Consider the following 25,441-nt stretch of genomic DNA (forward strand, 5'->3'; position numbering starts at 1 on the left):
CAGAGGTGTATAAGAGACAAATCCGGACCGACTGGAGCAGCCCTATGGCGATCCACGCCGCGAACATCGCGGTGCCTCCGTAGGAGAGGAACGGCAGCGGCACCCCGGCGACCGGCATGATGCCCAGCGCCATGCCGATGTTCTCGAAGCACTGGAACGCGAGCCAGGCGACGATGCCCGCCGCGATGATCGTGCTGTACAGGTCGGGGGCGCCCCGGGCGATCCGCAGCGCGCGCCACAGGATGATGCCGATGAGGGCGACGATGCCGCCGGCGCCGAGGAAGCCGAGCTCCTCGCCGGCGACGGTGAAGATGAAGTCGGTGTGCTGCTCCGGGACGAACTGCCCCGTGGTCTGCGTGCCCTGGAAGAGGCCCTTGCCGTCGAGTCCGCCGGAACCTATGGCGATGCGGGCCTGGTTGGTGTTGTAGCCGACGCCCGCCGGGTCGCGGGAGGGGTCGGCGAACGCGGCGAACCGGTCGATCTGGTAGTCGTCCAGGAGGCCCAGCGCCCAGACCAGCACCGCCCCGGCGACGCCCGCGAGGATCAGTCCTATGGACCAGCGCATCGCGGCGCCCGAGGCGAGCAGGATGCCGAGCACGATGACGGAGATCACCATGGCCATGCCCAGGTCGTCGACCACCACGATGGCCAGCGGCGCGGAGGCCAGCGCGAGCGACTGGAGAACGGCGCGGCTGCCGGGGTAGTCGCGGTCGCCCGCGTCCACCTGGGCGGCGAGTATCAGCGCCATGCCGAGCACGATGGCGACCTTGGCGAACTCGCCCGGCTGGAGCGTGTACCCGCCGATGGACAGCCACGCGCGCTGGCCGTTGATCTCGGTGCCGAGCGGGGTGAAGACCGCCGCCATCGCCACCATCGAGAAGGCGAAGAAGAACGGCACGGCGGCGCGCAGCCGCTGGTGGCCCAGCCACATCACGCCGATGGCCAGGGCGAGGCCGATGCCGAGGTTGATGAGCTGGCGGGTCAGGAAGAACTGCGGGTCGCCGCCGGTGATCTCGGTGCGGGTGCGGGTGGCGGACCACACCAGCAGCGTGCCGAGCACCGACAGCGCCAGGGCGGCCAGCAGCAGGATCCAGTCCACGCGCCGGGCGACGGAGTCCCGCGCCGCGATGCGGCGCAGGGCGCCCTTGCGCGGGGTCAGCCGGTCCAGGGCCAGGGTGTGCACACTCACCGGGGTCGTCCGTCCCTCAGGCCGTCGTCGTGGTCGTTCACTCGCCCAGCGGGTCGTCCCGCCGCCCCTCCCTCGGGGGATCGGCGCCGGGTGGCTCCTGCTGCTCGACGGGCTCCTGCGGCTGGCCCGGCGGGCCGGGGGATGCGGGCTGGTCGCCCTGGTCGAGGCCGCCCGGCTGTTCGCCCGGCTGTTCGAAGCCCGGCTCGGCACCCGGCTGGGGCAGGTCCTCCTGGCCGCCCTGCGGCTGCTCGCCCTCCTCGCCGCGGTCGCGGCCCTCCTCGCCGTCCTCGCCCTCCTCGTCCTCGTCCAGCTGGGGAACGATGGAGCCGGTGTCGTCGATCGGGGGCAGGTCCCGGTGCGGCTCGGGCAGCAGCGCCGCCTCCTCGTCCACGGAGCCGCCCGAGACGCCGTAGATGGACTCCCAGATGTTCCGGACGGCGTCGCCCGAGGCGCCGGAGCCCGTGCCGGCCTGGTTGATGCTCATCACGACCGTGTAGTCGTCGGTGTAGGTCGCCAGCCAGGACGTCGTCTGCTGGTCGCCCGACGCCTCCGCCGTACCGGTCTTGGCGCGCAGCGGGATGTCGCTCTGCGGCCAGCCGCCGAACTTCCACTCGGCGCTGCCGGAGGTGACGACGCTGGCGGTGGCGTCGCGCAGGTCGTTGATCGTCTCCTCGTCGGCCGGGAGCTCGCCCGCGACGACCGGGGCGAACTCCTCGATGTCCCGCCCGTCCGGGCTCACCACGGCCCGGCCGACCTGCGGGCTGTAGAGGGTGCCGCCGTTGCCGAGGGCCGCGTAGACGGTGGCCAGCTGGAGCGGGGTGACCAGCACGTCGCCCTGCCCGATCGAGAAGTTGAGCATGTCACCGGCGCGCATCTGCATGCCCTCGGTGCAGTTCTCGCGGGCGACCCGGGCCTCGTAGTCCTCGCGGTCCGTCTCGGCGATCTCGCACCACGTGTCGCGGTTGACCTCCCAGTAGTCCCGCTTCCACTGGCGGTCCGGGATGCGGCCCGCCGCCTCGTTGGGCAGGTCGATGCCGGTCCGCTCGCCGAGGCCGAAGTCGTGCGCGGTGCGGAACAGCCAGTCCTCGGGGTTCTCCACGGGGTCGATCCCGCCGTCGCGCCGCCACTCCTGGTGGGCGATGCCGTAGAAGACGGTGTTGCACGAGACGCGGATGGCGTCGGCGAGGGTGATGGCGCCGTAGGCGGAGGACTCGAAGTTCCGGAACCGCTGGCCGCCGACCTCGTAGGAGGAGGGGCAGTTGTAGCTGTCGTAGAAGTCGTGGCCCGCGTTGACCGCGGCGGTGCTGGTGATCACCTTGAACGTGGACCCGGGCGGGCCCTGTCCCTGGATCGCGCGGTTGATCAGGGGGTCGTTGGCGTCCTCGTCCGTCAGGGCGGCGTAGTCGTCGGTGGAGATGCCGCCGACCCACACGTTCGGGTCGTAGTCGGGCGCGGAGGCCATGGCGATTACGCGGCCCGTGTCGTTCTCCAGGACGACGGCCGAGCCCGCGTCGGCCTCGAAGTTCCGTTCGGAGACCGGGTCGTGGGTCCTGCGGGCCAGCTCCATGGCGCCCACCAGCTCGCGTTCGACCACGGCCTGCACGCGGGTGTCGATGGAAGTGATCAGATTCGCCCCCGCCTCGGCGGCCTCGTGCTCGGACTGGCCCAGCACGCGACCGAACTTGTCCACCTCGTACCGGGTGACGCCCGCGTCGCCGCGCAGATAGCTGTCGTAGCTCCGTTCCAGACCGGAGCGGCCGATCTGGTCCGAGCGGAGCAGCGGCGCGTCGGTGAGCTCCGCCTCCTGGACCTCGTCGTCGGTGACCGGCGAGAGATAGCCGAGCACCTGCGCGGCGTTGGCGCCGTCGGGAGCGGGATAACGCCGCACCGCCGTCGGCTCCGCGCTGATGCCGGGGAACTCCTCGGCGCGCTCGCGGATCTGGAGCGCCTGCTGCGAGGTGGCCTCGTCGGTGATGGGGATCGGCTGGTAAGGAGAACCGTTCCAGCAGGGCTGCGCGGTCTCGGCGTCGCAGAGCCGCACCTGGTTGGTGACGTCCTCGACGGGCATGTCCAGCAGCTCGGCAAGGTCGGCCAGCACCTGCTCCCCGTCGCCGGGCAGGCGGCTCAGCTCGGTGCGGTCGGCCGAGACGACGAGCCGCGTCTCGTTGTCGGCGATCGGCACGCCGCGGGCGTCGAGGATGGCGCCGCGCACGGCGGGCTGCACGGCCTGCTGCACGTGGTTCCCCGCGGCCTCGGCGGCGAACTCGTCGCCCTGGCGGATCTGGAGGAACCAGAGCCGCCCGCCCAGGGTGAGGAGCAGCGAGAAGACCAGTATCTGGATGACGACCAGACGAATGGTGATCCGCGAAGTCCGCCCGGTCTCCGGAATGTTGGTCACAGCGCTCCCCCGCTCAGGGCCTCTTCGCTTCCCACGTGCTCCTCCGCCCTCGTCACAGCCGCTTCACTCCCTTGATGCGCCCCGTCCGGTTGCGGACGGCGCGGCGGCTGAGGAGGGTGGAGCGCTGGCCGCCGAGGCGGGTCGCCTTGCCGTAACGGTTGCGGCGGGGGGCGCGGGGCCGCAGCCCCACGCCGCCGCCGCTGAGCCAGCTGATGGCCGCGTCCGGACCGGCGGAGCCGCCGGAGCCGCCGTCCCCGGCCAGCGGGTCGCTCTCCAGACGGCGGGCCATGGCCATGACCAGCGGCACGGTGAACGGCGCGAGCAGCAGGTCGTAGATGGTCGCGGTGGCCAGCAGGTTGCCCAGGCCGACGTCGCGGGCCGCGGTGTCGCCGACCAGCGCGCCGACGCCCGCGTACAGCAGCGTGGAGGTGGCGGCGCCCGCCGCGACGACCAGCATGGGCACGGTGGCGGAACGGTGCTGGCCGTTCTCCGGCTTGGTCAGCCCGGCCGCGTACCCGATGACGCAGAGCACGAGCGCGTACCGCCCGACCGCGTGGTCGGCGGGCGGCGCGACATCGGCCAGCAGCCCGGCCGTGAAGCCGACGAGGCAGCCGCCGACATGGCCGTAGACCAGGGCCAGCCCGAGGACGGTGAGCAGCAGCAGGTCGGGGGTGGCGCCCGGCAGTTGGAGCCGGGCCAGGACGCTGACCTGGAGGACCAGCGCGACGATCACCAGAATGATCGCGAGCAGGGTGCGGGAGACGCGCATCGGTCGTTACTCCTGGGTGGCCGGGTCGTCGTCGGGCGGTACGCCGGGGCTCTCGTCGGCGCCTTCGTCCGCCTCGGGCCCGGCGCCGGGCCCGACGCCCGGAACAGCGTCGGGATCGGCGTCGGGATCGGCGTTCGGGTCCACGTCGGCGTCGGCACCGGGATCGGCGTCGGGATCGGCGTCGGTCGCGCCGCCGTTCGGTTCGACGTCGTTCTCCTCCGCCTCGTTCCGCGTGGCGTCCTCGGGGCGGGGCGGGAGGACCGTGTCGCGCGGGTTGTCCCGCGGCGGCTCGACGACGACGCCGACGAGGTCGAGCTGGGTGAACGCCACATAGGGGCGGACCTCGACGGTCCGGGTCAGGTCGCCGTTCGAACGGTCGACACTGACCACCTCGCCCACCGGCACGCCCGGCACGAACGGCCGGTTCTCGGCGGAGCCGAAGGTGACCATCCGGTCGCCCTCCTCCACCTCGGCCTTCTGGTCGAGCAGCTGCACGTCGAGGGTGTTGTCCCCCCGGCCGGTCGCGAACCCGAGCTCCTCGCTGCCCTCCAGGCGCGTGCCGACGGTGAAGTCCGGGTCGTTCGCCAGGAGCACGGTGGCGGTCCCCGGGCCGACCGTGGTGACGCGGCCGACGAGGCCGTCCCCGTTGAGCACGGTCATGTCGCGGGCGATGCCGTCCTCGCGGCCGGCGTCGATGGTGACCGTCCAGGAGAAGCCCTGTGCCGATCCGATGGCGATGACCTGGGCCCCGACGATCCCGTACTGCCCGGCGCCCGAGGTGCGCAGCAGTTCGTCCAGTTGCTCTATCCGCGAATCGCGGTGCGCGTCGCTGCCCAACTGCTGCCGCAGCTCCGCGTTCTCCCGCTCCAGCTCGCTGATCCGGTCGTGCCGGTCGCCCGATTCACGGACGGCTGAAATGGCGTTCGCCACCGGGTCCACCGCCCCGGACACGCCCTCTTCCACGGGTCCGAAGAAGGAGGCCGCGGCCTCCCTCGCACCGTCGAGCGGGGAGTTCTCGCCGCTGCGGATGTCCATCGTGATCAGGGCGAAAGCGATGGAGACCAGCAGTACGAGAAGCAGCCGGCTCTCTCGGGTGTCCCTCACGTGCGGCGGCCGTGCCTTTCTGGTCGGTCCTTGCGTCCTTGGATCGTCCGCGGATCACCGGACTAACGATCCGCGCCGCGGATCGGTGTCCTGACCGCGGAAGTTCAGCGCCGGGGCTGGGCGTCCAGGACCTGCTGAAGCGCCTCGAACTCCTCGACGCACTTCCCCGAGCCCAACGCCACCGAGTCCAGCGGGTCCTCGGCGATGTGGATCGGCATCCCCGTCTCCTTGCGGAGCCGCTCGTCCAGGCCGCGCAGCAGGGCGCCGCCGCCGGTGAGCACGATGCCGCGGTCCATGATGTCGCCCGAGAGCTCGGGCGGGCACTTGTCCAGCGTGGTCTTGACCGCGTCCACGATGGCGTTGACCGGCTCCTCCATGGCCTTGCGCACCTCGGCCGACGAGATCACCACGGTCTTCGGCAGGCCGCTGACCAGGTCGCGGCCGCGGATCTCCGTGTGCTCGTCCGCGTCCATCTCGTGGGCGGAGCCGATGGTGATCTTGATCGACTCCGCGGTGCGCTCGCCGAGAAGGAGGCTGTACTCCTTCTTGATGTGCTGGATGATCGCGTTGTCCAGCTCGTCGCCCGCCACCCGGATCGACTGGGCCGTCACGATGCCGCCCAGCGAGATGACCGCCACCTCGGTGGTGCCGCCGCCGATGTCCACCACCATGTTCCCCGTGGCCTCGTGCACCGGCAGCCCGGAGCCGATCGCGGCGGCCATGGGCTCCTCGATGATGTGCACCTGGCGCGCGCCCGCCTGCGTCGACGCCTCGATCACCGCGCGGCGCTCGACGCCCGTGATTCCCGAGGGCACGCAGACGACCACCCGGGGACGGGCGAGATAACGCCTCTTGTGGATTTTGAGAATGAAGTAACGGAGCATCCGCTCGGTGATCTCGAAGTCGGCGATGACGCCGTCCTTCAGCGGGCGGACCGCCACGATGTTGCCCGGGGTACGGCCGATCATCTTCTTCGCGTCCGAGCCGACCGCGAGAATATTGCCCGTGTTGGTGTTGATCGCAACGACCGACGGTTCGTTGAGGACAATCCCTCGACCTCTGACGTACACCAGCGTGTTGGCCGTCCCGAGGTCGACTGCCATGTCACGGCCGATGAACGACATATTGTTCGCCATAGGGATGCATCTGGCCTTCCAGCTGGAGCGATTTGTGCGGGGAGGTCGGCAGCGGGTGCGATGAACGGTGCGCCTCAGGGGGTCCCGCGGGTGCGGGGGAAAGTGGCGTCGGTGCCATCGTATCCACGGCCGGTCGAACACGGAGCGCCGGAGCGCCGCTTTCGCCATTGTCGGCGGAACGGGGCCGACCCTCCATCATGGTGACGGCGTGTTCGGGGGATGGGTTCCGCCGTTCGACTGTACGGGCCGGGCGAGAGGACTGCATTCAGGCGAGCTTCGCAGGTCACCCGGGTGGCACCGTCGCCGGGCGGAGCGTCGTCAGGCGCGGTCCGCGAAGAAGACCTTCAGCTCGCGCTCCGCGGACTCCTCGGAGTCCGAGGCGTGGATCAGGTTCTCCCGGACGACGGTGCCGAAGTCACCCCGAATGGACCCGGGCGCGGCGGCGATGGGATCGGTCGGCCCGGCCAGCGCGCGCAGTCCCTCGATGACCCGCTCGCCCTCGACCACCATGACCACGCTGGGGCCCGACGCCATGAACTCGATCAGCGGCTCGTAGAACGGTCTGCCCACGTGCTCGGCGTAGTGCGTCTCCAGTGTCGCCCGGTCCAGCGTGCGCAGTTCGAGCGCGGTGACCGTCCAGCCCGCCTTCCGTTCGACGCGGCCGACGATCTCGCCGATCAGCCCCCTGGCGACCGCGTCCGGCTTCAGAAGGACAAGGGTGCGCTGGCTCATTTCAGGCGGCTCCTCGGGAAGGGGTCGATGCGAGGCCAGCAAGAGATTACCGGTGCCCGGACGCCGGTCAGCGCACGGGTGCCGTGGGGCCGGGCTCTCCGGCGGCGCGCTCCGCCTTGAGCTGGTCGACCAGGCGGCCGTAGTGGACCGCGGCCCACCACAGCGCGGCGAACGCGGCGCCCAGCAGGAACATGGCCGGCAGCACGAAGCCGCTCACGATCAACGCGCCCTGGAGGACCCAGCCCGCCTGCACCGCGCCCGGCCGGCCGAGGAAGCCGCACAGCGCCAGGCACAGCACCATGGCGGTGCCGCTGACCGCCCAGAGCGTGCCGGTGGGGATGTCGTCGGAGAGCCGCGTCAAAGCCAGCCCGGCCAGGCCGATCAGCAGGAACTCGCCCATGAGCGTGGCGGAGCAGAGTGTCCGCATCAGGATCCCTTCCTCAGCAAGAGCCTGGCCTCTCCCGCCGTGATGACCGAGCCGGTGACCAGCACCCCGGCCCCGGCGTACTCGTGCTCCTCCTCGGCGAGGGCGATGGCCGCGTCCAGCGCGTCGTCGAGGCGGGGCTCCACCTGGACGCGGTCCTCGCCGAAGACCTCGACGGCCACGGCCGCGAGGCGGTCGACGTCCATGGCGCGGTGGCTCGCGTTGCGGGTGATCACCACCTCGCTGAACACCGGCTCGAACGCCTCCAGCAGGCCCCGCACATCCTTGCCCTCGCTGGCGCCGACCACTCCGATGAGGCGGCTGAAGCCGAACGCCTCGGAGATCCCGGCCGCGGTGGCCTGGGCGCCCGACGGGTTGTGCGCGGCGTCCAGGACGACCGTCGGACTGGTGCGCACGGTTTCGAGGCGGGCGGGCGAGGTGACGGAGGCGAAGGCGGAACGGACCACGTCCAGGTCCAGCGTCCCGGTGTCGCGCCCCTCGCCCGCGCCGAAGAACGCCTCGACCGCGGCGAGCGCCACGGCCGCGTTGTGCGCCATGTGCTCGCCGTACAGCGGCAGGAAGACCTCGGGGTACTCGCCGCCGAGCCCGCGCAGGGTCAGCATCTGCCCGCCGACGGCGACCTCCCGGGCCAGCACGCCGAACTCCAGGCCCTCCCTGGCGACCGTGGCGTCCACCTCGACGGCCCGGCGCAGCACCACGCCCGCCGCCTCGACGGTCTGCTGGGCGAGCACCACGCGGGCGTTCTGCTTGACGATCCCGGACTTCTCGACCGCGATCCGCTCCGGCGTGTCGCCGAGCCGCTCGGTGTGGTCGAGGCTGATCGGGGTGATGACCGCGACCTGGGCGTCGACGACGTTGGTCGCGTCCCAGGTGCCGCCCATGCCGACCTCGACCACCGCGACATCCACGGGAGCGTCGGCGAAGACCGCGTACGCCATGCCGGTGAGGACCTCGAAGAACGAGAGGCGGTAGCCCTGCTGGGCGTCGACCAGGTCGAGGTAGGGCTTGATGTCCTCGTAGGCGGCGACGAAGCGCTCGGCCGGGATGGGGGCGCCGTCCACGCTGATGCGCTCGGTGATGGACTGGACGTGCGGGCTGGCGAACCGGCCGGTGCGCAGCTCGAACGCGCCGAGCAGCGCCTCGATCATGCGGGCGGTGCTGGTCTTGCCGTTGGTGCCGGTGATGTGGATGGCCGGGTAGGCGCGCTGCGGCTCGCCGAGCACGTCCATCAGCGCGCTGATGCGCACCACGGACGGGTCGAGCTTGGTCTCGGGCCAGCGCTTGGCGAGCTCGGTCTCCACCTCGCGCAGCGCGCGGTCGGTCTCCGGGTCCTCGGGCCGCGCCGGCAGGTCGCCTCCGCGCGGGGGGCCCGCCTGGGCGCGGAGCGTGCGGCTGCCGGCCGCGATGACCGCGAGGTCCGGGTCGCGGTCGCTCTCCGCGGCGACGATCTCCTCGAAGGGATCGTCGGGATCGGGGGCGCCGGGCGCCGTCTGCTCGCTCACGGTACCCAGTCTACGGACGCCCCCGGCCCTCCTCCGACGCCCCCGATCCTCCTCAGGGAAGCCCGGCCAGCTGGTCCTTGATCCGCTGGATATCGGCCTTCGCGGTCTCCCGCCTGGCGCGGATCTTGTCCACGACGTGGGCGGGGGCCTTGCCGAGGAACGCCTCGTTGCCGAGCTTGGCGCCGGTCTGGGCCAGCTCCTTCTCGGCGGCGGCGAGGTCCTTGGCCAGGCGCTTGCGCTCGGCCTCGTAGTCGATGGCGCCGGACAGGTCCAGGGCGACACTCGCCCCGGCGACGGGCAGCGTGGCCGTGGCCGCGAAGCCCTCCCCGGGCGCGGTCAGGCGCAGCAGGGAGCGGACGGCCTCCTCGTGGGAGGCGAGCCCGGTGCCGGAGAGGTCGAGCGTGGCGGGGACGCGCTGGCCCGGCTGGAGGCCCTGGTCGGCGCGGAAGCGGCGGACCTCGGTGACCAGCTGCCGCACGGCGTCGATCTCGCGCTCGGCCGCCGGGTCGCGGAAGCCGGAGTCCCGCGGCCAGTCGGCGACGACGACGGACTCCCCCGCGGTCAGCGAGGTCCACAGCTCCTCGGTGACGAACGGCGTCACCGGGTGCAGCAGCCGCAGCGTGACGTCCAGGACCTCGCCCAGGACGCGGCGGGCGGCCTCGGCGGCGGGCCCGCCGGCCGCGAACGTCGTCTTGCTCAGCTCGACGTACCAGTCGAAGACCTCGTCCCAGGCGAAGTGGAACAGCGCGTCGCTGAGCTTGGCGAACTGGAAGTCCTCGTAGTACGCGTCGACTTCGGCGACCACCGCGTTCAGCCGGGAGAGGATCCACCGGTCGGTCGGCGACAGCTCCTCCGCGGGCGGCAGCGGCCCTTCGACCGTGGCGCCGTTGAGGAGGGCGAAGCGCGTGGCGTTCCAGATCTTGTTCGCGAAGTTCCTCGATGCCTGGACCCAGTCCTCGCCGATGGGCACGTCGACGCCGGGGTTGGCGCCGCGGGCCAGGGTGAAGCGGACGGCGTCGGAGCCGTAGGCGTCCATCCAGTCCAGCGGATCGACCGCGTTCCCGAAGGACTTCGACATCTTCTTGCCGAACTGGTCGCGGACCATGCCGTGCAGGGCGATGGTCGGGAACGGCGGGACGCCGTCCATCGCGTAGATGCCGAACATCATCATCCGGACGACCCAGAAGAAGAGGATGTCGTAGCCGGTGACCATCACCGCGTTCGGATAGAACCGCTCCAGGCTCTCGGTCTTCTCGGGCCAGCCGAGGGTCGAGAACGGCCACAGCGCCGAGGAGAACCAGGTGTCGAGGACGTCGGTCTCCTGGTGCCACCCCGCGCCGGTGGGCGGCTCCTCGCCGGGGCCGACGCAGACGGTCTCGCCGTCGGGCCCGTACCAGACGGGGATGCGGTGGCCCCACCACAGCTGGCGCGAGATGCACCAGTCGTGCATGTGGTCGACCCACTCGAAGTACCGGCCGGTCATCTCCTTGGGGTGGAGGGTGACCCGGCCGTCGCGGACCGCGTCGCCCGCGGCCTTGGCCAGCGGCTCGACCCTGACCCACCACTGCATGGACAGCCGCGGCTCGATGGTGGTCTTGCACCGCGAGCAGTGCCCGACGGCGTGCCGGTAGGGGCGCTTCTCCTCGACGACGCGCCCCTCGGCGCGCAGCGCGCCGACGACGGCGGACCTGGCCTCCAGGCGGTCGAGCCCCAGGAACGGGCCGTGCGCGGTGATGACCGCGTGCTCGTCCATGACCGTGAGCTGGGGCAGGCCGTGGCGCCTGCCGATCTCGAAGTCGTTGGGGTCGTGGGCCGGGGTGACCTTGACCGCGCCGGTGCCGAACTCCGGGTCGACGTGCTCGTCGGCGACGACGGGGATCGACCGGTCGGTCAGCGGCAGCCTGATCTCGCGGCCGACGAGGTGGCGGTAGCGCGGGTCGTCGGGGTGGACGGCCACGGCGGTGTCGCCGAGCATCGTCTCGGCGCGCGTGGTCGCGACGACGACGGTGTCCTCGGCGGTCTCGCCCTCGCCGTACCGGATGGAGACGAGCTCGCCGTCGTCCTCCTGGTACTCGACCTCGATGTCCGAGATGGCGGTCAGGCAGCGGGGGCACCAGTTGATGATGCGCTCGGCGCGGTAGATCAGGCCGTCGTCGTAGAGCCGCTTGAAGATCGTCCTGACGGCCTGGGAGAGGCCCTCGTCCATGGTGAAGCGCTCGCGGGACCAGTCGACGCCGTCGCCCAGGCGCCGCATCTGCCCGGAGATCTGCCCGCCGGACTCCTCCTTCCAGCGCCAGACGCGCTCGACGAACGCCTCCCTGCCCAGGTCGTGCCGGGACGTGCCCTCCTTGCCGAGCTCGCGCTCCACCACGTTCTGCGTGGCGATCCCGGCGTGGTCCATGCCGGGCTGCCACAGCGCCTCGAACCCCTGCATCCGCTTGCGGCGGACGAGGGCGTCGATCAGCGTGTGCTCGAAGGCGTGGCCCAGGTGGAGACTGCCGGTGACGTTGGGCGGGGGAATGACGATCGCGAAGGGATCTTTCTCGCTTTTCGCGTGCGCCGCGAAATAGCCGCGCTCCACCCAGCGCTCGTACAGCTTCCCCTCTACATCGGCCGGTGTGTACTGCGTCGGCAGGTCTGCGGGGGCGCTGCGTGGCCCGGTCTGAGCGGGCGGCTGGGTGTTCTCGGTCACGGCGCAAGTCTACGAGGCGAGATGTCTCAACTTCGAATCGGATTGCGTGCGCGGTCCTTTGAGGCAATCCGAGTACCCCAGGATGATCGTTCGAGCCGCATTCCGCACGCGCTCGCGCTTGCTTGTTTCCAGGGGGACTTCGTGAGTTACCACCAGCAGGGCCCTTACGGCCCTCCACCACCCGCGCCCGCGCACGGGGGCCCGATGCCGCACGGCGGGCCGGGCTACGGCTATCCGCGGCAGCAGCCGGCACCGTACGGCGGGCAGCCCGCGGGCCCCGGCGGGTACCCGGGACAGCCGGGGTACCCGGGACAGCCGCCCTACGGTCCCGGCGGCCCCATGCCCCCCGGCGCGAGGAACAGGAACGGCCTGGTCCTCGGGGGTGCCGTCGTCGCGCTCGCGGCCATCGGCGGGGTGCTGTTCCTCACCCTCGGCGGTGACGACGGCGGCGTCTCGGACGACGGCAAGCAGTACAGCCTGTCCGCGCCGGCGACGATCGCCGGCCTCACCTTCCAGTTCGACATGGGCACGGTCTTCTCCGAGTCCCAGGCCGACGGTCTGGGCGTGACGACCGCGGGCGACGCCAGCGGCATCTACCGCTCCGACGCCCCCACCGGGGAGGGGGCCGTGGGCCAGATCCAGTACGCCGGGCTCTGGGGCGGCGTCGAGGACCCGGAGGCGGCCGTGGACGCGTTCTTCTCCTCGGGCGCCGGCTCCTACGGGGAAGGCGGCACGACGCGGCTGGCGGGCGAGGTCCGCTCGGTGTCCCCGGACGGCCTGGACAACGCGGTCATGAAGTGCCAGATGGTCGAGGTCATCGAGCCGGTTCCGGGCTACAGCGCCCAGGCCCCGCTGTGCGCGTGGGCGGACTTCGACACGTTCGCCTTCGTGCTCGCCGACCGGAACCTGGACGACGAGGGCGGGGACGTCGCCGAGGGCCTGTCGATCGACGTCGGCGCCGACTTCGCCGCCCAGGTGCGGGAGGCGGCGGTCCAGGAGGTGCCCGGCGGCGAGGGCGGCACGAGCGGCGGCGAGGAAGTCCCGGACGAGGGCGGCCCGTTCGGGGACTCGGGCGGCGGCGAACTCCCCGAGGACCTGGAGATTCCCGGTCCGAGCCTCGACTCCGGCGGCCTGTCGGCGGGTTCGGGTATGCCGGAGGATCTGGAGATTCCGCCGCCCAGCTTCGACTGAGCGCGCCTTCCCCGAATCGATCCCATGCGGCGGACGAATGTACATCACGGCATCTCGTCCGACAGGATGTGTGCGGTAATGCGTATGTTCAGTTCCTCAAAGGGGAAGCAGTATGAGTCACAACCAGCCGGGCCCATACGGTCAACCTGGCCAGCCCGGCCCGTACGGGGGACAGCCGCCTCAGGGTCCGCCACCCGGCGGCGGCGGCCCCTACGGTCAGGGCGGGGCGCCGGGCTCCCCGGGCTACGGATTTCCGCAGCAGCCAGGACCGCCGGCGCCGCCCCAGGGCGCGCCCTACGGCCAGCCGCAGGCTCCCGGCCCCTACCAGGGGGCCCCCGGCGGCGGGTACGGACAGCAGCCGCCGCCTCCCGGCCAGTACCCGGGGCAGGGCGGATACCCGGGCGGACCGCCTCCCGCCGGGGGGTCGGGCAAGAAGACGCCCCTCATCGTGATCGCGGTCGTGGTGGCGCTCGCGGTGATCGGCGGAGGCGCGTTCTTCCTGCTGAGCGGCGACGAGAGCAGCGGCCCGAGCGACGACGGCACGGTGTACACCATCGCCCTGCCGGACAGCAGCGGTGACTTCACGCGCGCCCCCGACCAGGAGGGCATGGACATGCCCACCGCGGAGGAGCAGGCCGAGATCGGTCTCCAGAACATGGAGGGCGAGAGCGGGATGTACGCCAACTTCGACACCAACGCCGAGATGCCCGAGCCGGGTGGCACGGTGGCGATCGTGGGCGGCATGTGGGGCGAGGTCCCCGACCCCGAGGCGGGTGTGGACGGGCTGTTCGGCCTGGCGGCCGAGGAGGCCAGGGCCGGCGACTCCGAGATGGAGCTGGTCGGCGAGCCGAGCGACTTCTCGGACGGCGACGCCTACGTCAAGTGCCAGACCGCGCGCGGCACCGAGCCGGACCCGACCTTCGGGTACGTGATCGAGGCCCCGGTGTGCGTGTGGGCCGACTACAGCACCATGGGCGTCACGCTCTTCCAGCAGATGCCGGAGTTCCCCGCGGACTTCGACCCCAACGCGGAGGAGATGCCGGAGATGAGCGCCCCCGAGCCGATGAGCATGGACGAGGCGGCGACCATCACCAAGCAGTTCCGCGCGGACTCCGTGGTGGAGGCCGGGTGACCTCGCCCGCCGGGAACGCCTGAGACACCACGCGAAGGGGCCCGGACCGGTCACGACCGGTCCGGGCCCCTCACGTCTGTTCCGCCGCGCTGTCCCGCCGCGCTGTCCCGCTCCGCTCAGGCGGTCTTCTCGTGCGGCGGGGCGGTGGTGCCCCGCTGCTTGGTCAGCCGGGAGCGCGGGACGAGCGTCGGGTTCACATTGGAACGGACCACGTCCTCGGTGATCAGCACCTGGCCGACGTCCTGGCGGGAGGGCACCTCGTACATCACCGACATCAGGACCTCCTCCATGATCGCGCGGAGGCCGCGGGCGCCGGTCCCCCGCAGGATCGCCTGGTCGGCGATGGCCTCCAGCGCCGGGAGGTCGAATTCCAGCTCGACGCCGTCCAGCTCGAAGAGCCGCTGGTACTGCTTGACCAGCGCGTTCTTCGGCTCGATCAGGATGCGCAGCAGCGCCTCCTGGTCCAGGTTGTGCACGGAGGTGATCACCGGGAGGCGGCCGATGAACTCCGGGATCATGCCGTACTTGACCAGGTCCTCGGGCAGCGCGTCCCTGAGGAGCTGAGCGGTGTCCCGGTCGCGCTTGGAGCGGATGTCCGCGCCGAAGCCGATGCCGCGGGCGCCCGACCTGGCGCGGATGATCTCGTCGAGACCGGCGAAGGCGCCGCCCACGATGAACAGCACGTTCGAGGTGTCGATCTGGAGGAACTCCTGGTGCGGGTGCTTGCGCCCGCCCTGCGGCGGCACCGCGGCCGTCGTGCCCTCCAGGATCTTCAGCAGCGCCTGCTGCACGCCCTCGCCCGAGACATCGCGGGTGATCGACGGGTTCTCGCTCTTGCGGGCCACCTTGTCGATCTCGTCGATGTAGATGATCCCCTGCTCGGCCTTCTTGATGTCGTAGTCAGCGGCCTGGATGAGCTTGAGCAGGATGTTCTCGACGTCCTCGCCCACGTACCCCGCCTCGGTGAGGGCGGTGGCGTCGGTGATGGCGAACGGGACGTTCAGCATGCGGGCGAGCGTCTGGGCCAGCAGCGTCTTCCCGGAGCCGGTGGGGCCGAGGAGGAGGATGTTGGACTTGCCGACCTCGATCTCCTCGTCGCGCGACTGCCCCGAGTCCTCGCTGGCGCGCACGCGCTTGTAGTGGTTGTACACGGCGACGGAAAGCGCCTTCTTGGCGTCCTCCTGGCCGACCACATAACCTTCCAGGAAATCGTAGATCTCCCGCGGCTTGGGGAGCTCGCTCAGATCCGAGTCGGGCGACTCGGCGAGCTCCTCCTCGATGATCTCGTTGCAGAGATCAATGCACTCGTCGCAGATGTAGACCCCCGGGCCTGCGATGAGCTTCTTCACCTGTTTCTGGCTCTTGCCACAGAATGAGCACTTGAGCAGATCGCCGCCGTCACCGATGCGTGCCACGAGGTGCTTCCCCTTCGCCTGCGCACCGCCGGGAGACGGTGCACTGATGCTTGCTGAAGACGACGGTACCTTGTCGCCGCGGCGGAATGGCCCCCCTTGACGGGAATCCCCCTCCGCGGGGCCTTCCCGTCAAGAGTGGGTGGCCGGTCGTCCTCTTGCGTTGTCCTGTCGGGTGGTGCAGGTGACGCCTCAATCGGCCGTCGATGTGCGAGTCGTCACAATCTGGTCGATCAGACCGTATTCCACGGCGTCGGCGGCCGTGAGGATCTTGTCCCGCTCGATGTCGTCGCTGATCTGCTCGATCGGGCGCGTGGAGTGCTTCGCCAGCATCTCCTCGAGCTGGGTACGCATCCGCTGCACCTCGCGGGCGGCGATCTCCAGGTCGGAGACCTGACCGCGACCGGTCTCGGTGTAGGGCTGGTGGATGAGGATCCTGGCGTTCGGCAGGGCCATCCGCTTGCCCCGGGTGCCGGCCGCGAGCAGCACGGCCGCGGCGGAGGCCGCCTGGCCCATGCAGACCGTCTGGATGTCCGGCTTCACGAACTCCATGGTGTCGTAGATCGCGGTGAGCGCGGTGAACGAGCCACCCGGGCTGTTGATGTAGATCTGGATGTCGCGATCCGGGTCCATCGACTCCAGGCAGAGCAGTTGGGCCATGACGTCGTTGGCCGACGCGTCGTCGATCTGCACCCCGAGGAAGATCACGCGCTCCTCGAAGAGCTTCGCGTACGGGTCGTACTCGCGCACACCCTGTGAGGTGCGCTCCACGAAGCGTGGGATCACATACCGGGACTCGGCCGGGAGCTTGTCGTAGAGGCTGGAGCCGGGAAAGGAGTTCATGGGGTGTGTACCGCCTTGGTATGGGGCTTGTCTGCGTGGACGGGGGCCGGGGCGAGGGGCTCAGGCCCCGGTGCCGCCACCGCCCGCGACATCCGCGGCGCTGGTGATGACCTGGTCGAGCAGGCCGTAGTCCCGGGCCTCCTCCGCGGTGAACCAGCGATCCCGGTCGGCGTCCCGCTCCCACTGCTCCATGCTGACGCCCGAGTGGGCGGCCGAGAGCCTGGCCATCTTCTCCTTGGTGCGCAGCAGCTGCTCCGCGTGGATCCTGATGTCCGAGGCGGAGCCGGCCAGGCCCGCGGAGGGCTGGTGGATCAGCACCTCCGCGTTCGGCAGGGCGTACCGCTTGCCGGGGGCACCCGCGGTCAGGAGGAACTGGCCCATCGAGGCGGCCATGCCCATGGCGATGGTGACGACGTCGTTCTTGATGTACTGCATCGTGTCGTAGATCGCCATGCCGGCGGTGATCGAGCCGCCGGGGCTGTTGATGTAGAGCCAGATGTCCTTCTCCGGATCGGCCGCGAGCAGCAGCAGCTGCGCCGTGATCCGGTTGGCGATGTCGTCGTCCACAGGCTGGCCGAGGAAGATGATCCGCTCGTTGAGCAGCCGGTTGTAGACCTGATCGCCGAGGCTGCCGTTCGTCGGCTCCGCCATGGCGGAGGGCATCAAGAGCGTCACGTATCCACCTGCTCATTTCCGGACGGCCACGCTGTCACCCGGCCGTCACTTGGCATCTGCGTTGTATCTACGGACCCTAACGCGCGGTGCCGAGGGACCCATCCCGACCTGGGAACTGTTCGCTGTGAGCGCAGGGTGGTCAGGAGCCCGACGGCGAGGACTCCTGGCCCTCGGCGGTCTCCTCCGGCTCCCCGGACGGCGCGGACTCCGCCGTGGCCGTCTCCTCGGCCGCCGCCTCGTCCTCGTCGTCGTCGTCGAGGCGCACCGGCTCGCCGTTGGAGTCGGTCACCGAGACGTGCTCCACGACCACCGCGAGCGCCTTGCCCCGGCTGACCTCGCCGACCAGCATCGGCACCTGGCCGCCCTCGACCACGGCCTTGGCGAACTGGTCGGGGCTCATGCCGGAGGACTGCGCGCGGCGCATGAGGTGCTCGGTGAGCTCCTCCTGGCTGACGTTCAGCTTCTCGGACTTGGCGATCTCGTCCAGCACGAACTGGGTGCGGATGCCCTTCTCGGCCTGCTCCCGCAGATCGGCGTCGAACTCCTCGCGCGTCTTCTCCTGGAGCGAGAGGTACGCCTCCAGGTCCATGCCCAGCTGCGAGAGCTGGTGGTGCTCCAGGTTGTGCGTGCGGGTCTCGATCTCGTCCGCCAGCAGCTTCTGGGGGATCGGGACCTCGACCAGGTCGAGCAGCGCGTCCAGCACCTTCTCCTGGGCGTCGGTGGCCTGCTGGTACTTCTTCTCGTCACCGAGGCGGCGGCGGCTGTCCTCGCGCAGCTCCTCCAGCGTGTCGAACTCGCTGGCGAGCTGGGCGAACTCGTCGTCGAGCTCGGGGAGCTCGCGGGAGGAGACCGTCTCGACGGTGACCGTGACCTCGGCCTCCTGGCCCGCCGCGGAGCCGCCCTTGAGCTCGCTGGTGAACGTCGCGGTGGAGCCGGGCTCCAGGCCGGTGACGGCCTCGTCCAGGCCGTCGAGCATGCCGCCCGAGCCGATGGTGTAGTTGACGCCCGAGGCGACGCCGTCCTCCAGGATCTCGCCGTCGACCTTGGCCTCCAGGTCGATCTTGACGACATCGCCCTCGGCGGCGGCGCGCTCGACCACCGTGGTGGAGGCGAAGCGCTCGCGCAGCCGGTCCACGGCGGTGTCCACGTCCTCGTCGGCGACCTCGACGGCGTCCACGGTGACCTCGATGCCCGAGTAGTCGGGGATCTCGATCTCGGGGCGGATGTCGACCTCGGCGGTGAACGTCAGAAGCTCGTTGTCCTTCAGCTCCTTGATGTCCACGTCGGGCTGGCCCAGCGGGTTGATCTCGCCCTCGGAGACGGCCTCGCTGTAGAACTTGGGAAGCGCGTCGTTCACCGCTTCCTCGAGGACCGCGCCGCGGCCGAAGCGCTGGTCGATGATGCGCGCCGGGATCTTGCCCTTCCGGAAGCCTGGCACCTGGACCTGCTGGTTGATCTTCCGGTACGCCGCGTCGAGGCTGGGCTTGAGCTCCTCGAAGGGCACCTCGACAGTGAGCCGAACCCGGGTGGGGTTCAGGGTCTCCACGGCGCTCTTCACGGTCGGTCTCCTTGGGGCTGACATCGGGAGGTCTGGCACGGGTCCTGGCGGCCCGAAGACATGCGGGCACGCCCCAGGCGCGCGAGTTATTCATAGTACGTGGTCGGGGTGGCCGGATTCGAACCGACGGCCTTCCGCTCCCAAAGCGGACGCGCTGCCAAGCTGCGCCACACCCCGCAGAGGCTTCACGACGCGACACGTAGCGTACAGGGCCGCACGCGGTGAGGTGGCGCGGGGACCGGGCAGACGGTGACTCAGGAGAACGCGCACCGCTGCTACGATGCTCACCGTCGCGGGCGTAGCTCAATGGTAGAGCCCTGGTCTTCCAAACCAGCTACGCGGGTTCGATTCCCGTCGCCCGCTCCGCTCGGGCCCGGCCCCTTCCTGGGTGCCGGGCCTTCGCCGTGTGTCAGGCGCCCCGCGTCATTCGCCGCCCGAGTCGTTGATCGAGTCGTCCACGTTGTCGACGGCGTCGCTCACGCCGTTGAGGAAGTCCTCTATGGGGTCGGCCGCGCCGGTGGAGGCGAGGGAGAAGCCGAAGAGGATCGCCACGATGGCCGGTCCCCACTTGATGACCCCGCTCCGGATCATGAAGAACATGATCACGCCGAACAGCAGGGCCAGAGAGAACGAGATAACCACAACTGATCACACCTTCGGAAGGTTCGCCTCTGCTCGTTCAGGGGCTTGACCACGGCCGCCGCACCCCCGCAGAGACCATCGTGCCATCAACACAGGGGCCCGTGGAGAGCGGTGACGGACCGTTCACCGCCGGAGGGAAACGGTCACATGTCCTGCGTACCGAGGTGGGCCGTTACCGTTTCGTGAGGCATGAGGTGGGCGGATACGGGGAATTCGAGAGCCCTTCGTCCATCGGATCGATTTCCCCGCCGCGAAGGGTCACGGGCACATGACCGAGGGGCGTACACGCGTCTGGCGTCGTCGGTCCGTTGGGCGATACGACCCATATAAGCCGGTCACATCACGTCATTTCGGTCACTCTGGCGATCCATGGCCTCACAGCTGGCCGATTCGCGACGTGGCACTCGATAAAGAACGGTCGCCGGGGACCGGGGATTTTCGGACCGAACGGAAAAGCGCTATCGTGCGGACGATGTTGCACGTCCGTAATCAACGAGCCTCCCAGCCCGCGGTCCGGGTGACGGCGGCTGACCCCCCACCGTCAGTCACGGACGACCCGCCACGGGTGAAGACCCGCGACCCTTACTTCGACAACGCGAAGTACCTGGCGATCCTGCTCGTCGCCGTCGGCCACGCCTGGACGCCGCTGCGCGAGGACTCCCGCACGGCCTCGGCGTTGTACCTCTTCGTCTATACGTTCCACATGCCCGCGTTCATCCTGGTCGCCGGTTATTTCTCCCGGTCCTTCACCGGTCGCCCCGATCAGCTCAGGCGGCTGATCACCGGGGTGCTGGTGCCGTTCCTCGTCTTCGACACCGCGTACGTGCTCTTCAAGCGGTGGGGCGACAACGACCCGGACTACCCGATCAGCCTGCTCGACCCGTACTACGTCACCTGGTTCCTGATCGCGCTGTTCATCTGGCGGCTGACCGCGCCGGTCTGGAAGATCATCCGGCATCCGCTGCCGGTGGCGCTGGCCGTCGCCGCCCTCGCCGCCGTATCCCCCCACCTCGGCAACGACCTGAACATCCAGCGCGTCCTCCAGTTCCTCCCGTTCTTCGTGGTCGGACTCCTCATGAGACGTGAGCACTTCACCCGGATGAGGCGGCGCGACGTGCGGCTGGCCTCGGTGCCGCTGGCGCTGTGCGCGCTGGCCACGGCGTACTGGGCGGTGCCGCGGATGGAGGCGGGCTGGACGTACCGCACGTACAGCGCCCAGGAGTTCGGGCAGGAGTGGTGGGTCGGGGTGGTGATGAGCCTGGCGCTGTTCGGCTGCGGCCTGGTGCTCACCGTCTGCTTCCTGTCGTGGGTGCCGGACCGCCGGGTGTGGTTCACCGTGCTGGGCGCCGGGACGGTGTACGGCTACCTGCTGCACGGGTTCGTCGCCAAGGGCTCGCGCTGGTGGGACTGGTACGAGGCGGACTGGGTCGGATCCCCGGCCGGCCTGGTGGCGGTGACGCTGATCGGCGCGGTGGTGATCAGCGTGCTCTGCACGCCGCCGGTGCGCCGGGCGTTCCGCTTCCTGGTGGAGCCGTCGATGGGCTGGGCGTTCCGGCAGGGCGACCGGGACGGCGTGCCGGGGGACCGCCACCCGGCGGGTGCCCGGGGGTCGTGAGCCCGGGGGTCGTGAGCCCCGGGCCCGCGGCCCGCCCGGACCGCCTGCCTCAGACGGTGACGCCGTGGCGGGCCAGGTAGGCCAGCGGGTCCACGTCCGTGCCGTACTCCTCGCCCTCCCGCACCTCGAAGTGCAGGTGCGGTCCCGTGCTGCGGCCGGTGTTGCCCGAGTCGCCCACGCGCGTGCCGCCCTCTACCTGCTGCCCCTCGCGGACGGCGATCTCGGAGAGGTGGGCGTAGAGCGTGTAGTAGCCGTCGGTCATCTTGACGATGACGGCGTTGCCGTAGTCGCCCGCGTACTCGGCGAGGACCACGGTGCCGGGCCCCGCGGAGCTGATCCCGGTGCCCTCGGGCGTGGCCCAGTCCACGCCCGTGTGGTACCCGGCGGCCCAGCCGCCGGGGATGCCGTAGGCGGCGGAGACCGGGTGGCCCGTGACCGGGGCCGTCCAGTCCGCGGCCTGGAAGGCGGGCCAGAACGGGTCGCCCGGCGCCCCGGGCACGAGAGGGGCGAACGGGAGGTCGTACAGGCCCGTTCCGAAGGGCTCGGGTCCGAGCGCCCAGAGCGGTCCGGGCTCGGCGGGGGCCTCGCCCTGCCGCCCCGCGGCGGGCGCGGTCCAGGGACCGGTTATCACCAGGGCGCCCAGCAGCGTGCAGCCGAGGGCGCCGCGGCCCAGCCGCCGCTGAGGGGCGCGCCGGGGAGGCCGCTGACGTCGGGTCACGGCAGGTCCGGGAGGCGCCGCGTGCGGGGCGTCGGGGGAGGTGGTGGTCGTCGCATCGCTCATGGTCCGAGCCAAGGTCAGCCGGGGCCGCGGCGCATCAGCGCGAACGGGCCCGGCACCGCCGATCGGCGGACACGGGCGCGCCGCACCCTGTGTGATCGGCCCAGCTCACCGCGGCCTGGCGTGCCGTCAGCCGCCGTGCGGGGCGATCCGCCCCGCCGGGTGATCACTCCCGGCTGATGAGGAGCAGCGCGCGATCGTCGTTGACGTCCTTGGCGACCGCCTCGATCAGGTGCCAGGCGGCGCCGCGGAATCCGGTGCTCACGTAGCGGTCGGCCTCGCCGGTGAGCCGGTCGATGCCCTCGGAGATATCCCGGTCCGAGCGCTCGACCAGGCCGTCGGTGAAGAGCATCAGCACGTCGCCGCGGCGCAGGGTGCCCTTGGCCGGGTGGAACTCGGCGCCGTCGTAGACCCCGAGCAGCGGGCCCTCGGCGGCGATCTCCTGCCACCGGCCCGTGCCGGCGTTGAGCTGGACCCCGGGCAGGTGGCCGGCGGATATCAGTTCGTAGTCGCCGGTGTCGAGGTCGAGCACGAGGTGGACGGAGGTGGCGAAGCCCTCGTCCCAGCTCTGCCGCAGGAGATAGCCGTTGGCCGCGGGGAGGAAGGCGTGCGGCGGCAGCGAGCCGAGCAGCCCGCCGAAGGCGCCGGAGAGCAGCAGGGAACGGGAGGCGGCATCCATGCCCTTGCCCGAGACGTCGGTGAGGACCACTTCGAGGGTGCGCCGGTCGGGCCCGGTGCGGGCGGCGACCACGAAGTCGCCGGAGAACGACTGGCCGCCGGCGGGGCGCAGCGACATCTCGCGGTGCCAGCCCCTCGGCAGCGGCGGCAGGGCGCTCTGGGCGCGGATCCGTTCGCGCAGGTCGAACAGCATGGTGCCGCCGCGCCGCCAGGGCACGCCGACGCGGCTGCGGAACTGGGCGATGACCAGCCCGATCAGGGCGACCGCGGCCACCACGAGGATGCTGCCGGGGCGGACGGGGTCGGGGGAGGCGTGCCTGGCCTCGATGAGCGCCGTCTCCAGCACCAGCGCGGTGGCGGCGACGGCGTAGAGCCCGAGCAGGCTGGCGGGGCGCAGCAGCAGGCCGCCGGCGACCAGGGGCAGCACCAGGGCCTCGGGCGGGCACCACTCGGGCCAGATGACGGTGGCGCCGCCGAAGAGGGGAACGGTGAGGAACAGGGCCGCGAAGGCGAGCCAGTCGGAGCCGTCGCCCCGGAAGTAGTCCACGGCGGAGCGGCGCAGCGAGGTGCGCAGGCGGTGGGCCGTCTTGTGGGCCCGGTGCCGCCTCGGGCCGGGGGGTGCCGCCCTCCGGGGTGCCCTCTTACTGCCGCGCGCCATGACCTGGGACCTTATCCACCCGTTCGGTCGTGAGTCGAACCCCCGGCGCGAGACGGGCCCCTCCCGCGGGGCCGCCCCCGGCGGGGTGCCGGGGGAAAGTCGGTCGCCCGCCGCGCGGGTCCTTGATAGGGATGGCCGCATGACAACGGAGCCGCGGGTCCTGGCCAAGGACGAGTGGGAGAGCTGGTACGAGGCGCTGGAATGGGCGTTCGGCGGGGTGAAGGAGACCGGCCAGGAGCGCGGGCTGTGGCGGGACCTGACCGAGGTGGACCGCAGCTACGGCGTCTGGGACGGGGACCGGCCGGTGGGCACGATCGGCGCGTTCTCCTTCGGGCTCTCGGTGCCGGGCGGCGCGGTGGTGCCGTCGGCGGGGATCACGATGGTCAGCGTGGCCGCCACCCACCGGCGCCGGGGCATCCTGCGCCGGATGATGCGGCGGGCGCTGGAGGACTACCGGGAGGCGGGCGACACGCTCGCGATCCTGACGGCGTCCGAGCCCGCCATCTACGGCCGCTTCGGCTTCGGCACCGCGACGCAGCGCGTGATCGCCGAGATCGACACGGCCCGGGTGAGCGTGGCCGCGCCGCCGGGGACCGACGGGATGGCACTGAGCGTGGTCGATCCCGCGGCGGCCCTGGGCCGCTGCGAGGAGCTGTACGCGCGGATGGTCCCGCGGCGGCCGGGGATGCTGGAGCGGCGGCCCGGCTGGGAGCGGCTGATGCTGCTCGACCCGCCCCCGGCGCGCAACGGGGCCTCCGCGCGGCGCGTCGTGCTGGCGGAGCGGGACGGGGAGCTGCTGGGCTACGCCCGCTACGCGATGAAGCCCGGGTTCGAGCTGCCCGGCCCGACCGGAACCGTCGTCGTGCACGATCTCGACGCGGTGGACCCGGCCGCCTACGCGGCCCTGCTGCGCTTCCTCGCCGGGATCGATCTGATGACCTCGGTGCAGCTGCGGAACCTGCCGGTGGACTCGGCGCTGCCGCACCTGGTGTCGGACGTGCGCCGGTGCGACCTGCGGGTGCAGGACAAGCTGTATCTGCGCCCGCTGGAGCTCGGGGCCGCCCTCGCCGCCCGCGCGTACACGACCGAGGTCGATGTGGTGCTCGACGTCGCCGACGACTTCTGTCCCTGGAACGAGGGGCGCTGGCGGCTGAGCGGCGGGCCGGGCGGGGCGGTGTGCGAGCGGACCGGGGACCCGGCCGATCTCGCGCTTCCCGTCCGGGCGTTGGGCGCCGCCTATCTGGGGGGCGCGTCGCTGGTGTCGCTGGCGCACGCCGGGCTCGTTGAGGAACGGCGCCCGGGTGGGCTCGCGGTCGCCACCACCGCTTTCTCCAGCCCCGTTGCGCCCTGGCTGCCCCACTCGTTCTGACCGCACGGGCCCACCCCCCTGTAGTCGTGAAGGCCGAGGATACGGGCCCGCACTGACAGCCGGGAGACTTTTGACAGGGTGCGCGGAAAGGGTCAACGGGGTTGGCAGACCGGGCACCAGAAGAGGTTCCTGGCGGCGAGGACGGCGGCGCGGACGGGCGTTCCGCAGACGTGGCAGGCGGAGCCGGCCCGGCGGTAGACGTAGACCTCCCCGCCGTGTTCGTCCTGGCGCGGCGGGCGGCCCATCGCCTCGGGGGTGTGCTGGGGCCTGACGGTGTCGATGCGCCCCAGGCGTACGCCCTCGCGCATGAGGGCCGCCAGGTCCAGCCAGAGGGAGTCCCACTCGGCGCGGGTCAGGTCGCGTCCCGGCCGGTAGGGGTCGATGCCTCCGCGGAAGAGCACCTCGGCGCGGTAGATGTTGCCCGCGCCCGCGACGACGCGCTGGTCGAGCAGCAGCTCGGCGATGGCGATGCGGCGGCCCGTGACGCGCAGCCAGGCCCGTTCCGCGTCGGCGTCCCCGCGCAGCGGGTCGGGGCCCAGGCGGCCGGTGACGGCGTCGCGTTCCGCGCCGGTGATCAGGGCGCAGGTGCTGGGCCCCCGCAGGTCGGCCCAGCCGGCGCCGCCCCCGGGGGCGGCGCTGCCGGACAGCCGGAGCCTGACCTGTCCGACGGGGGCGGGCGCGGGGCCCTCGCCGAAGGTGACCTTGCCGTAGAGGCCGAGGTGGATGTGGACCCAGCCGACGCCGGAGAAGCCGAGGAACAGGTTCTTCCCGTGGGCCTCGGCCGAGGTGAGCGGCTGCCCGTCGATCAGCGCGGCGCCGTCGGCGAACTTGCCCTGCGGGGAGGAGGCGGCGACCGGTCGGCCGCCGCCGAAGTGCCGCCCGTAGGCGGCGGCGAGCCGGTGGATGGTGTGGCCTTCTGGCAC

Annotated in this window: 21 protein-coding genes and 2 tRNA genes; 5 read left to right on the plus strand and 18 right to left on the minus strand. The window is 71.3% G+C overall.

From position 1 onward, the window contains the following. The 9 genes from ADY01_RS07675 to ADY01_RS07715 all read right to left on the minus strand — a co-directional run. On the minus strand, window positions 1-1,189 hold a 1,189-nt coding region (locus tag ADY01_RS07675), incomplete at its 3' end, for an FtsW/RodA/SpoVE family cell cycle protein (RefSeq protein ID WP_049567909.1). A gap of 37 nt (window positions 1,190-1,226) precedes the next feature. After that, window positions 1,227-3,587, minus strand: a complete 2,361-nt coding sequence (mrdA, locus tag ADY01_RS07680) for a penicillin-binding protein 2 (protein WP_063784152.1) — start codon at window positions 3,585-3,587, stop codon at window positions 1,227-1,229. Between the two features lie 52 nt (window positions 3,588-3,639). After that, window positions 3,640-4,356: a rod shape-determining protein MreD gene (gene mreD / locus ADY01_RS07685; protein WP_049567845.1), complete on the minus strand. Its 717-nt coding sequence runs from the start codon at window positions 4,354-4,356 to the stop codon at window positions 3,640-3,642. A gap of 6 nt (window positions 4,357-4,362) precedes the next feature. Further along, entirely contained in the window at window positions 4,363-5,460 is a 1,098-nt protein-coding gene (gene mreC / locus ADY01_RS07690) for a rod shape-determining protein MreC (protein ID WP_078900088.1), read from the minus strand. A gap of 104 nt (window positions 5,461-5,564) precedes the next feature. Then, on the minus strand, window positions 5,565-6,584 hold the full coding sequence (locus tag ADY01_RS07695) for a rod shape-determining protein (protein ID WP_049567848.1): 1,020 nt from the start codon (window positions 6,582-6,584) through the stop codon (window positions 5,565-5,567). Window positions 6,585-6,914: 330 nt separating this feature from the next. Further along, window positions 6,915-7,328 carry a nucleoside-diphosphate kinase gene (gene ndk / locus ADY01_RS07700; RefSeq protein WP_049567852.1) on the minus strand — a complete coding sequence of 138 codons (414 nt, stop codon included), beginning with the start codon at window positions 7,326-7,328 and terminating at the stop codon, window positions 6,915-6,917. A 67-nt stretch (window positions 7,329-7,395) separates the two neighbouring features. Continuing rightward, complete coding sequence (locus ADY01_RS07705; RefSeq protein ID WP_049567854.1) at window positions 7,396-7,755, minus strand: DUF4233 domain-containing protein; 360 nt, start codon at window positions 7,753-7,755, stop codon at window positions 7,396-7,398. Further along, window positions 7,755-9,275 (minus strand): bifunctional tetrahydrofolate synthase/dihydrofolate synthase, encoded by a 1,521-nt coding sequence (gene folC, locus ADY01_RS07710; RefSeq protein WP_049567857.1) that lies wholly within the window; start codon window positions 9,273-9,275, stop codon window positions 7,755-7,757. Before folC ends, ADY01_RS07705 begins: the two co-directional genes overlap by 1 nt. 52 nt (window positions 9,276-9,327) lie before the next feature. After that, window positions 9,328-11,967, minus strand: a complete 2,640-nt coding sequence (locus ADY01_RS07715; protein WP_049567860.1) for a valine--tRNA ligase — start codon at window positions 11,965-11,967, stop codon at window positions 9,328-9,330. 141 nt (window positions 11,968-12,108) lie between these two features. On the opposite strand from ADY01_RS07715, the gene ADY01_RS07720 reads away from it, so the two are divergent. Continuing rightward, entirely contained in the window at window positions 12,109-13,158 is a 1,050-nt protein-coding gene (locus ADY01_RS07720) for a hypothetical protein (protein ID WP_234320129.1), read from the plus strand. Between the two features lie 448 nt (window positions 13,159-13,606). Beyond that, a complete protein-coding gene (locus ADY01_RS07725; protein WP_049567864.1) occupies window positions 13,607-14,290 on the plus strand; it encodes a hypothetical protein in 684 nt (227 codons plus the stop codon). A gap of 116 nt (window positions 14,291-14,406) precedes the next feature. Here the strand turns inward: ADY01_RS07725 and clpX are convergent, their stop codons facing one another. The 5 genes from clpX to ADY01_RS07750 all read right to left on the minus strand — a co-directional run bounded on the left by clpX (window position 14,407) and on the right by ADY01_RS07750 (window position 18,955). Further along, on the minus strand, window positions 14,407-15,705 hold the full coding sequence (gene clpX, locus ADY01_RS07730; RefSeq protein WP_049567868.1) for an ATP-dependent Clp protease ATP-binding subunit ClpX: 1,299 nt from the start codon (window positions 15,703-15,705) through the stop codon (window positions 14,407-14,409). 189 nt (window positions 15,706-15,894) lie between these two features. After that, the gene (locus tag ADY01_RS07735; RefSeq protein WP_049567871.1) at window positions 15,895-16,545 is read right to left on the minus strand and encodes an ATP-dependent Clp protease proteolytic subunit; all 651 of its coding nucleotides are present in this window, start codon (window positions 16,543-16,545) and stop codon (window positions 15,895-15,897) included. A gap of 60 nt (window positions 16,546-16,605) precedes the next feature. After that, the gene (locus tag ADY01_RS07740) at window positions 16,606-17,220 is read right to left on the minus strand and encodes an ATP-dependent Clp protease proteolytic subunit (protein ID WP_049567874.1); all 615 of its coding nucleotides are present in this window, start codon (window positions 17,218-17,220) and stop codon (window positions 16,606-16,608) included. Between the two features lie 139 nt (window positions 17,221-17,359). Further along, window positions 17,360-18,778, minus strand: a complete 1,419-nt coding sequence (tig, locus tag ADY01_RS07745; RefSeq protein WP_049567878.1) for a trigger factor — start codon at window positions 18,776-18,778, stop codon at window positions 17,360-17,362. Between the two features lie 100 nt (window positions 18,779-18,878). Beyond that, a tRNA-Pro gene (locus ADY01_RS07750) sits at window positions 18,879-18,955 on the minus strand. Between the two features lie 115 nt (window positions 18,956-19,070). Here ADY01_RS07750 and ADY01_RS07755 point away from each other — a divergent pair. Then, window positions 19,071-19,141 (plus strand) — tRNA-Gly (locus tag ADY01_RS07755). Window positions 19,142-19,201: 60 nt separating this feature from the next. Here ADY01_RS07755 and ADY01_RS07760 read toward each other — a convergent pair. Further along, window positions 19,202-19,420 (minus strand): hypothetical protein, encoded by a 219-nt coding sequence (locus ADY01_RS07760; RefSeq protein WP_049567881.1) that lies wholly within the window; start codon window positions 19,418-19,420, stop codon window positions 19,202-19,204. A gap of 565 nt (window positions 19,421-19,985) precedes the next feature. On the opposite strand from ADY01_RS07760, the gene ADY01_RS07765 reads away from it, so the two are divergent. Continuing rightward, window positions 19,986-21,035 (plus strand): acyltransferase family protein, encoded by a 1,050-nt coding sequence (locus ADY01_RS07765; protein ID WP_234320130.1) that lies wholly within the window; start codon window positions 19,986-19,988, stop codon window positions 21,033-21,035. A 49-nt stretch (window positions 21,036-21,084) separates the two neighbouring features. On the opposite strand, the gene ADY01_RS07770 is transcribed toward ADY01_RS07765, so the two are convergent. Both ADY01_RS07770 and ADY01_RS07775 read right to left on the minus strand, forming a co-directional pair. Beyond that, a complete protein-coding gene (locus ADY01_RS07770; protein ID WP_199826188.1) occupies window positions 21,085-21,816 on the minus strand; it encodes a M23 family metallopeptidase in 732 nt (243 codons plus the stop codon). Between the two features lie 163 nt (window positions 21,817-21,979). Further along, window positions 21,980-23,149, minus strand: coding sequence for a PP2C family protein-serine/threonine phosphatase (locus tag ADY01_RS07775; RefSeq protein ID WP_049567888.1), 1,170 nt, complete (start codon window positions 23,147-23,149; stop codon window positions 21,980-21,982). Between the two features lie 139 nt (window positions 23,150-23,288). Between ADY01_RS07775 and ADY01_RS07780 the strand changes: the two genes are divergently transcribed. Further along, window positions 23,289-24,518 carry a GNAT family N-acetyltransferase gene (locus ADY01_RS07780; protein WP_049567892.1) on the plus strand — a complete coding sequence of 410 codons (1,230 nt, stop codon included), beginning with the start codon at window positions 23,289-23,291 and terminating at the stop codon, window positions 24,516-24,518. A 92-nt stretch (window positions 24,519-24,610) separates the two neighbouring features. Here the strand turns inward: ADY01_RS07780 and ADY01_RS07785 are convergent, their stop codons facing one another. Continuing rightward, window positions 24,611-25,441: an Fpg/Nei family DNA glycosylase gene (locus tag ADY01_RS07785; protein ID WP_049567895.1), complete on the minus strand. Its 831-nt coding sequence runs from the start codon at window positions 25,439-25,441 to the stop codon at window positions 24,611-24,613.

It is taken from the genome of Streptomyces sp. SBT349, from assembly GCF_001083795.1.
Classification (GTDB): domain Bacteria; phylum Actinomycetota; class Actinomycetes; order Streptomycetales; family Streptomycetaceae; genus Streptomyces.

Bases quoted from the DNA above. Each gene is read 5' to 3' on its own strand.
- mreD (WP_049567845.1), bottom strand. From the start codon at position 4,356: ATGCGCGTCTCCCGCACCCTGCTCGCGATCATTCTGGTGATCGTCGCG.
- ndk (WP_049567852.1), bottom strand. From the start codon at position 7,328: ATGAGCCAGCGCACCCTTGTCCTTCTGAAGCCGGACGCGGTCGCCAGG.
- ADY01_RS07780 (WP_049567892.1), top strand. From the start codon at position 23,289: ATGACAACGGAGCCGCGGGTCCTGGCCAAGGACGAGTGGGAGAGCTGG.
- ADY01_RS07695 (WP_049567848.1), bottom strand. From the start codon at position 6,584: ATGTCGTTCATCGGCCGTGACATGGCAGTCGACCTCGGGACGGCCAAC.
- ADY01_RS07770 (WP_199826188.1), bottom strand. From the start codon at position 21,816: ATGAGCGATGCGACGACCACCACCTCCCCCGACGCCCCGCACGCGGCG.
- ADY01_RS07775 (WP_049567888.1), bottom strand. From the start codon at position 23,149: ATGGCGCGCGGCAGTAAGAGGGCACCCCGGAGGGCGGCACCCCCCGGC.
- ADY01_RS07735 (WP_049567871.1), bottom strand. From the start codon at position 16,545: ATGAACTCCTTTCCCGGCTCCAGCCTCTACGACAAGCTCCCGGCCGAG.
- ADY01_RS07705 (WP_049567854.1), bottom strand. From the start codon at position 7,755: ATGCGGACACTCTGCTCCGCCACGCTCATGGGCGAGTTCCTGCTGATC.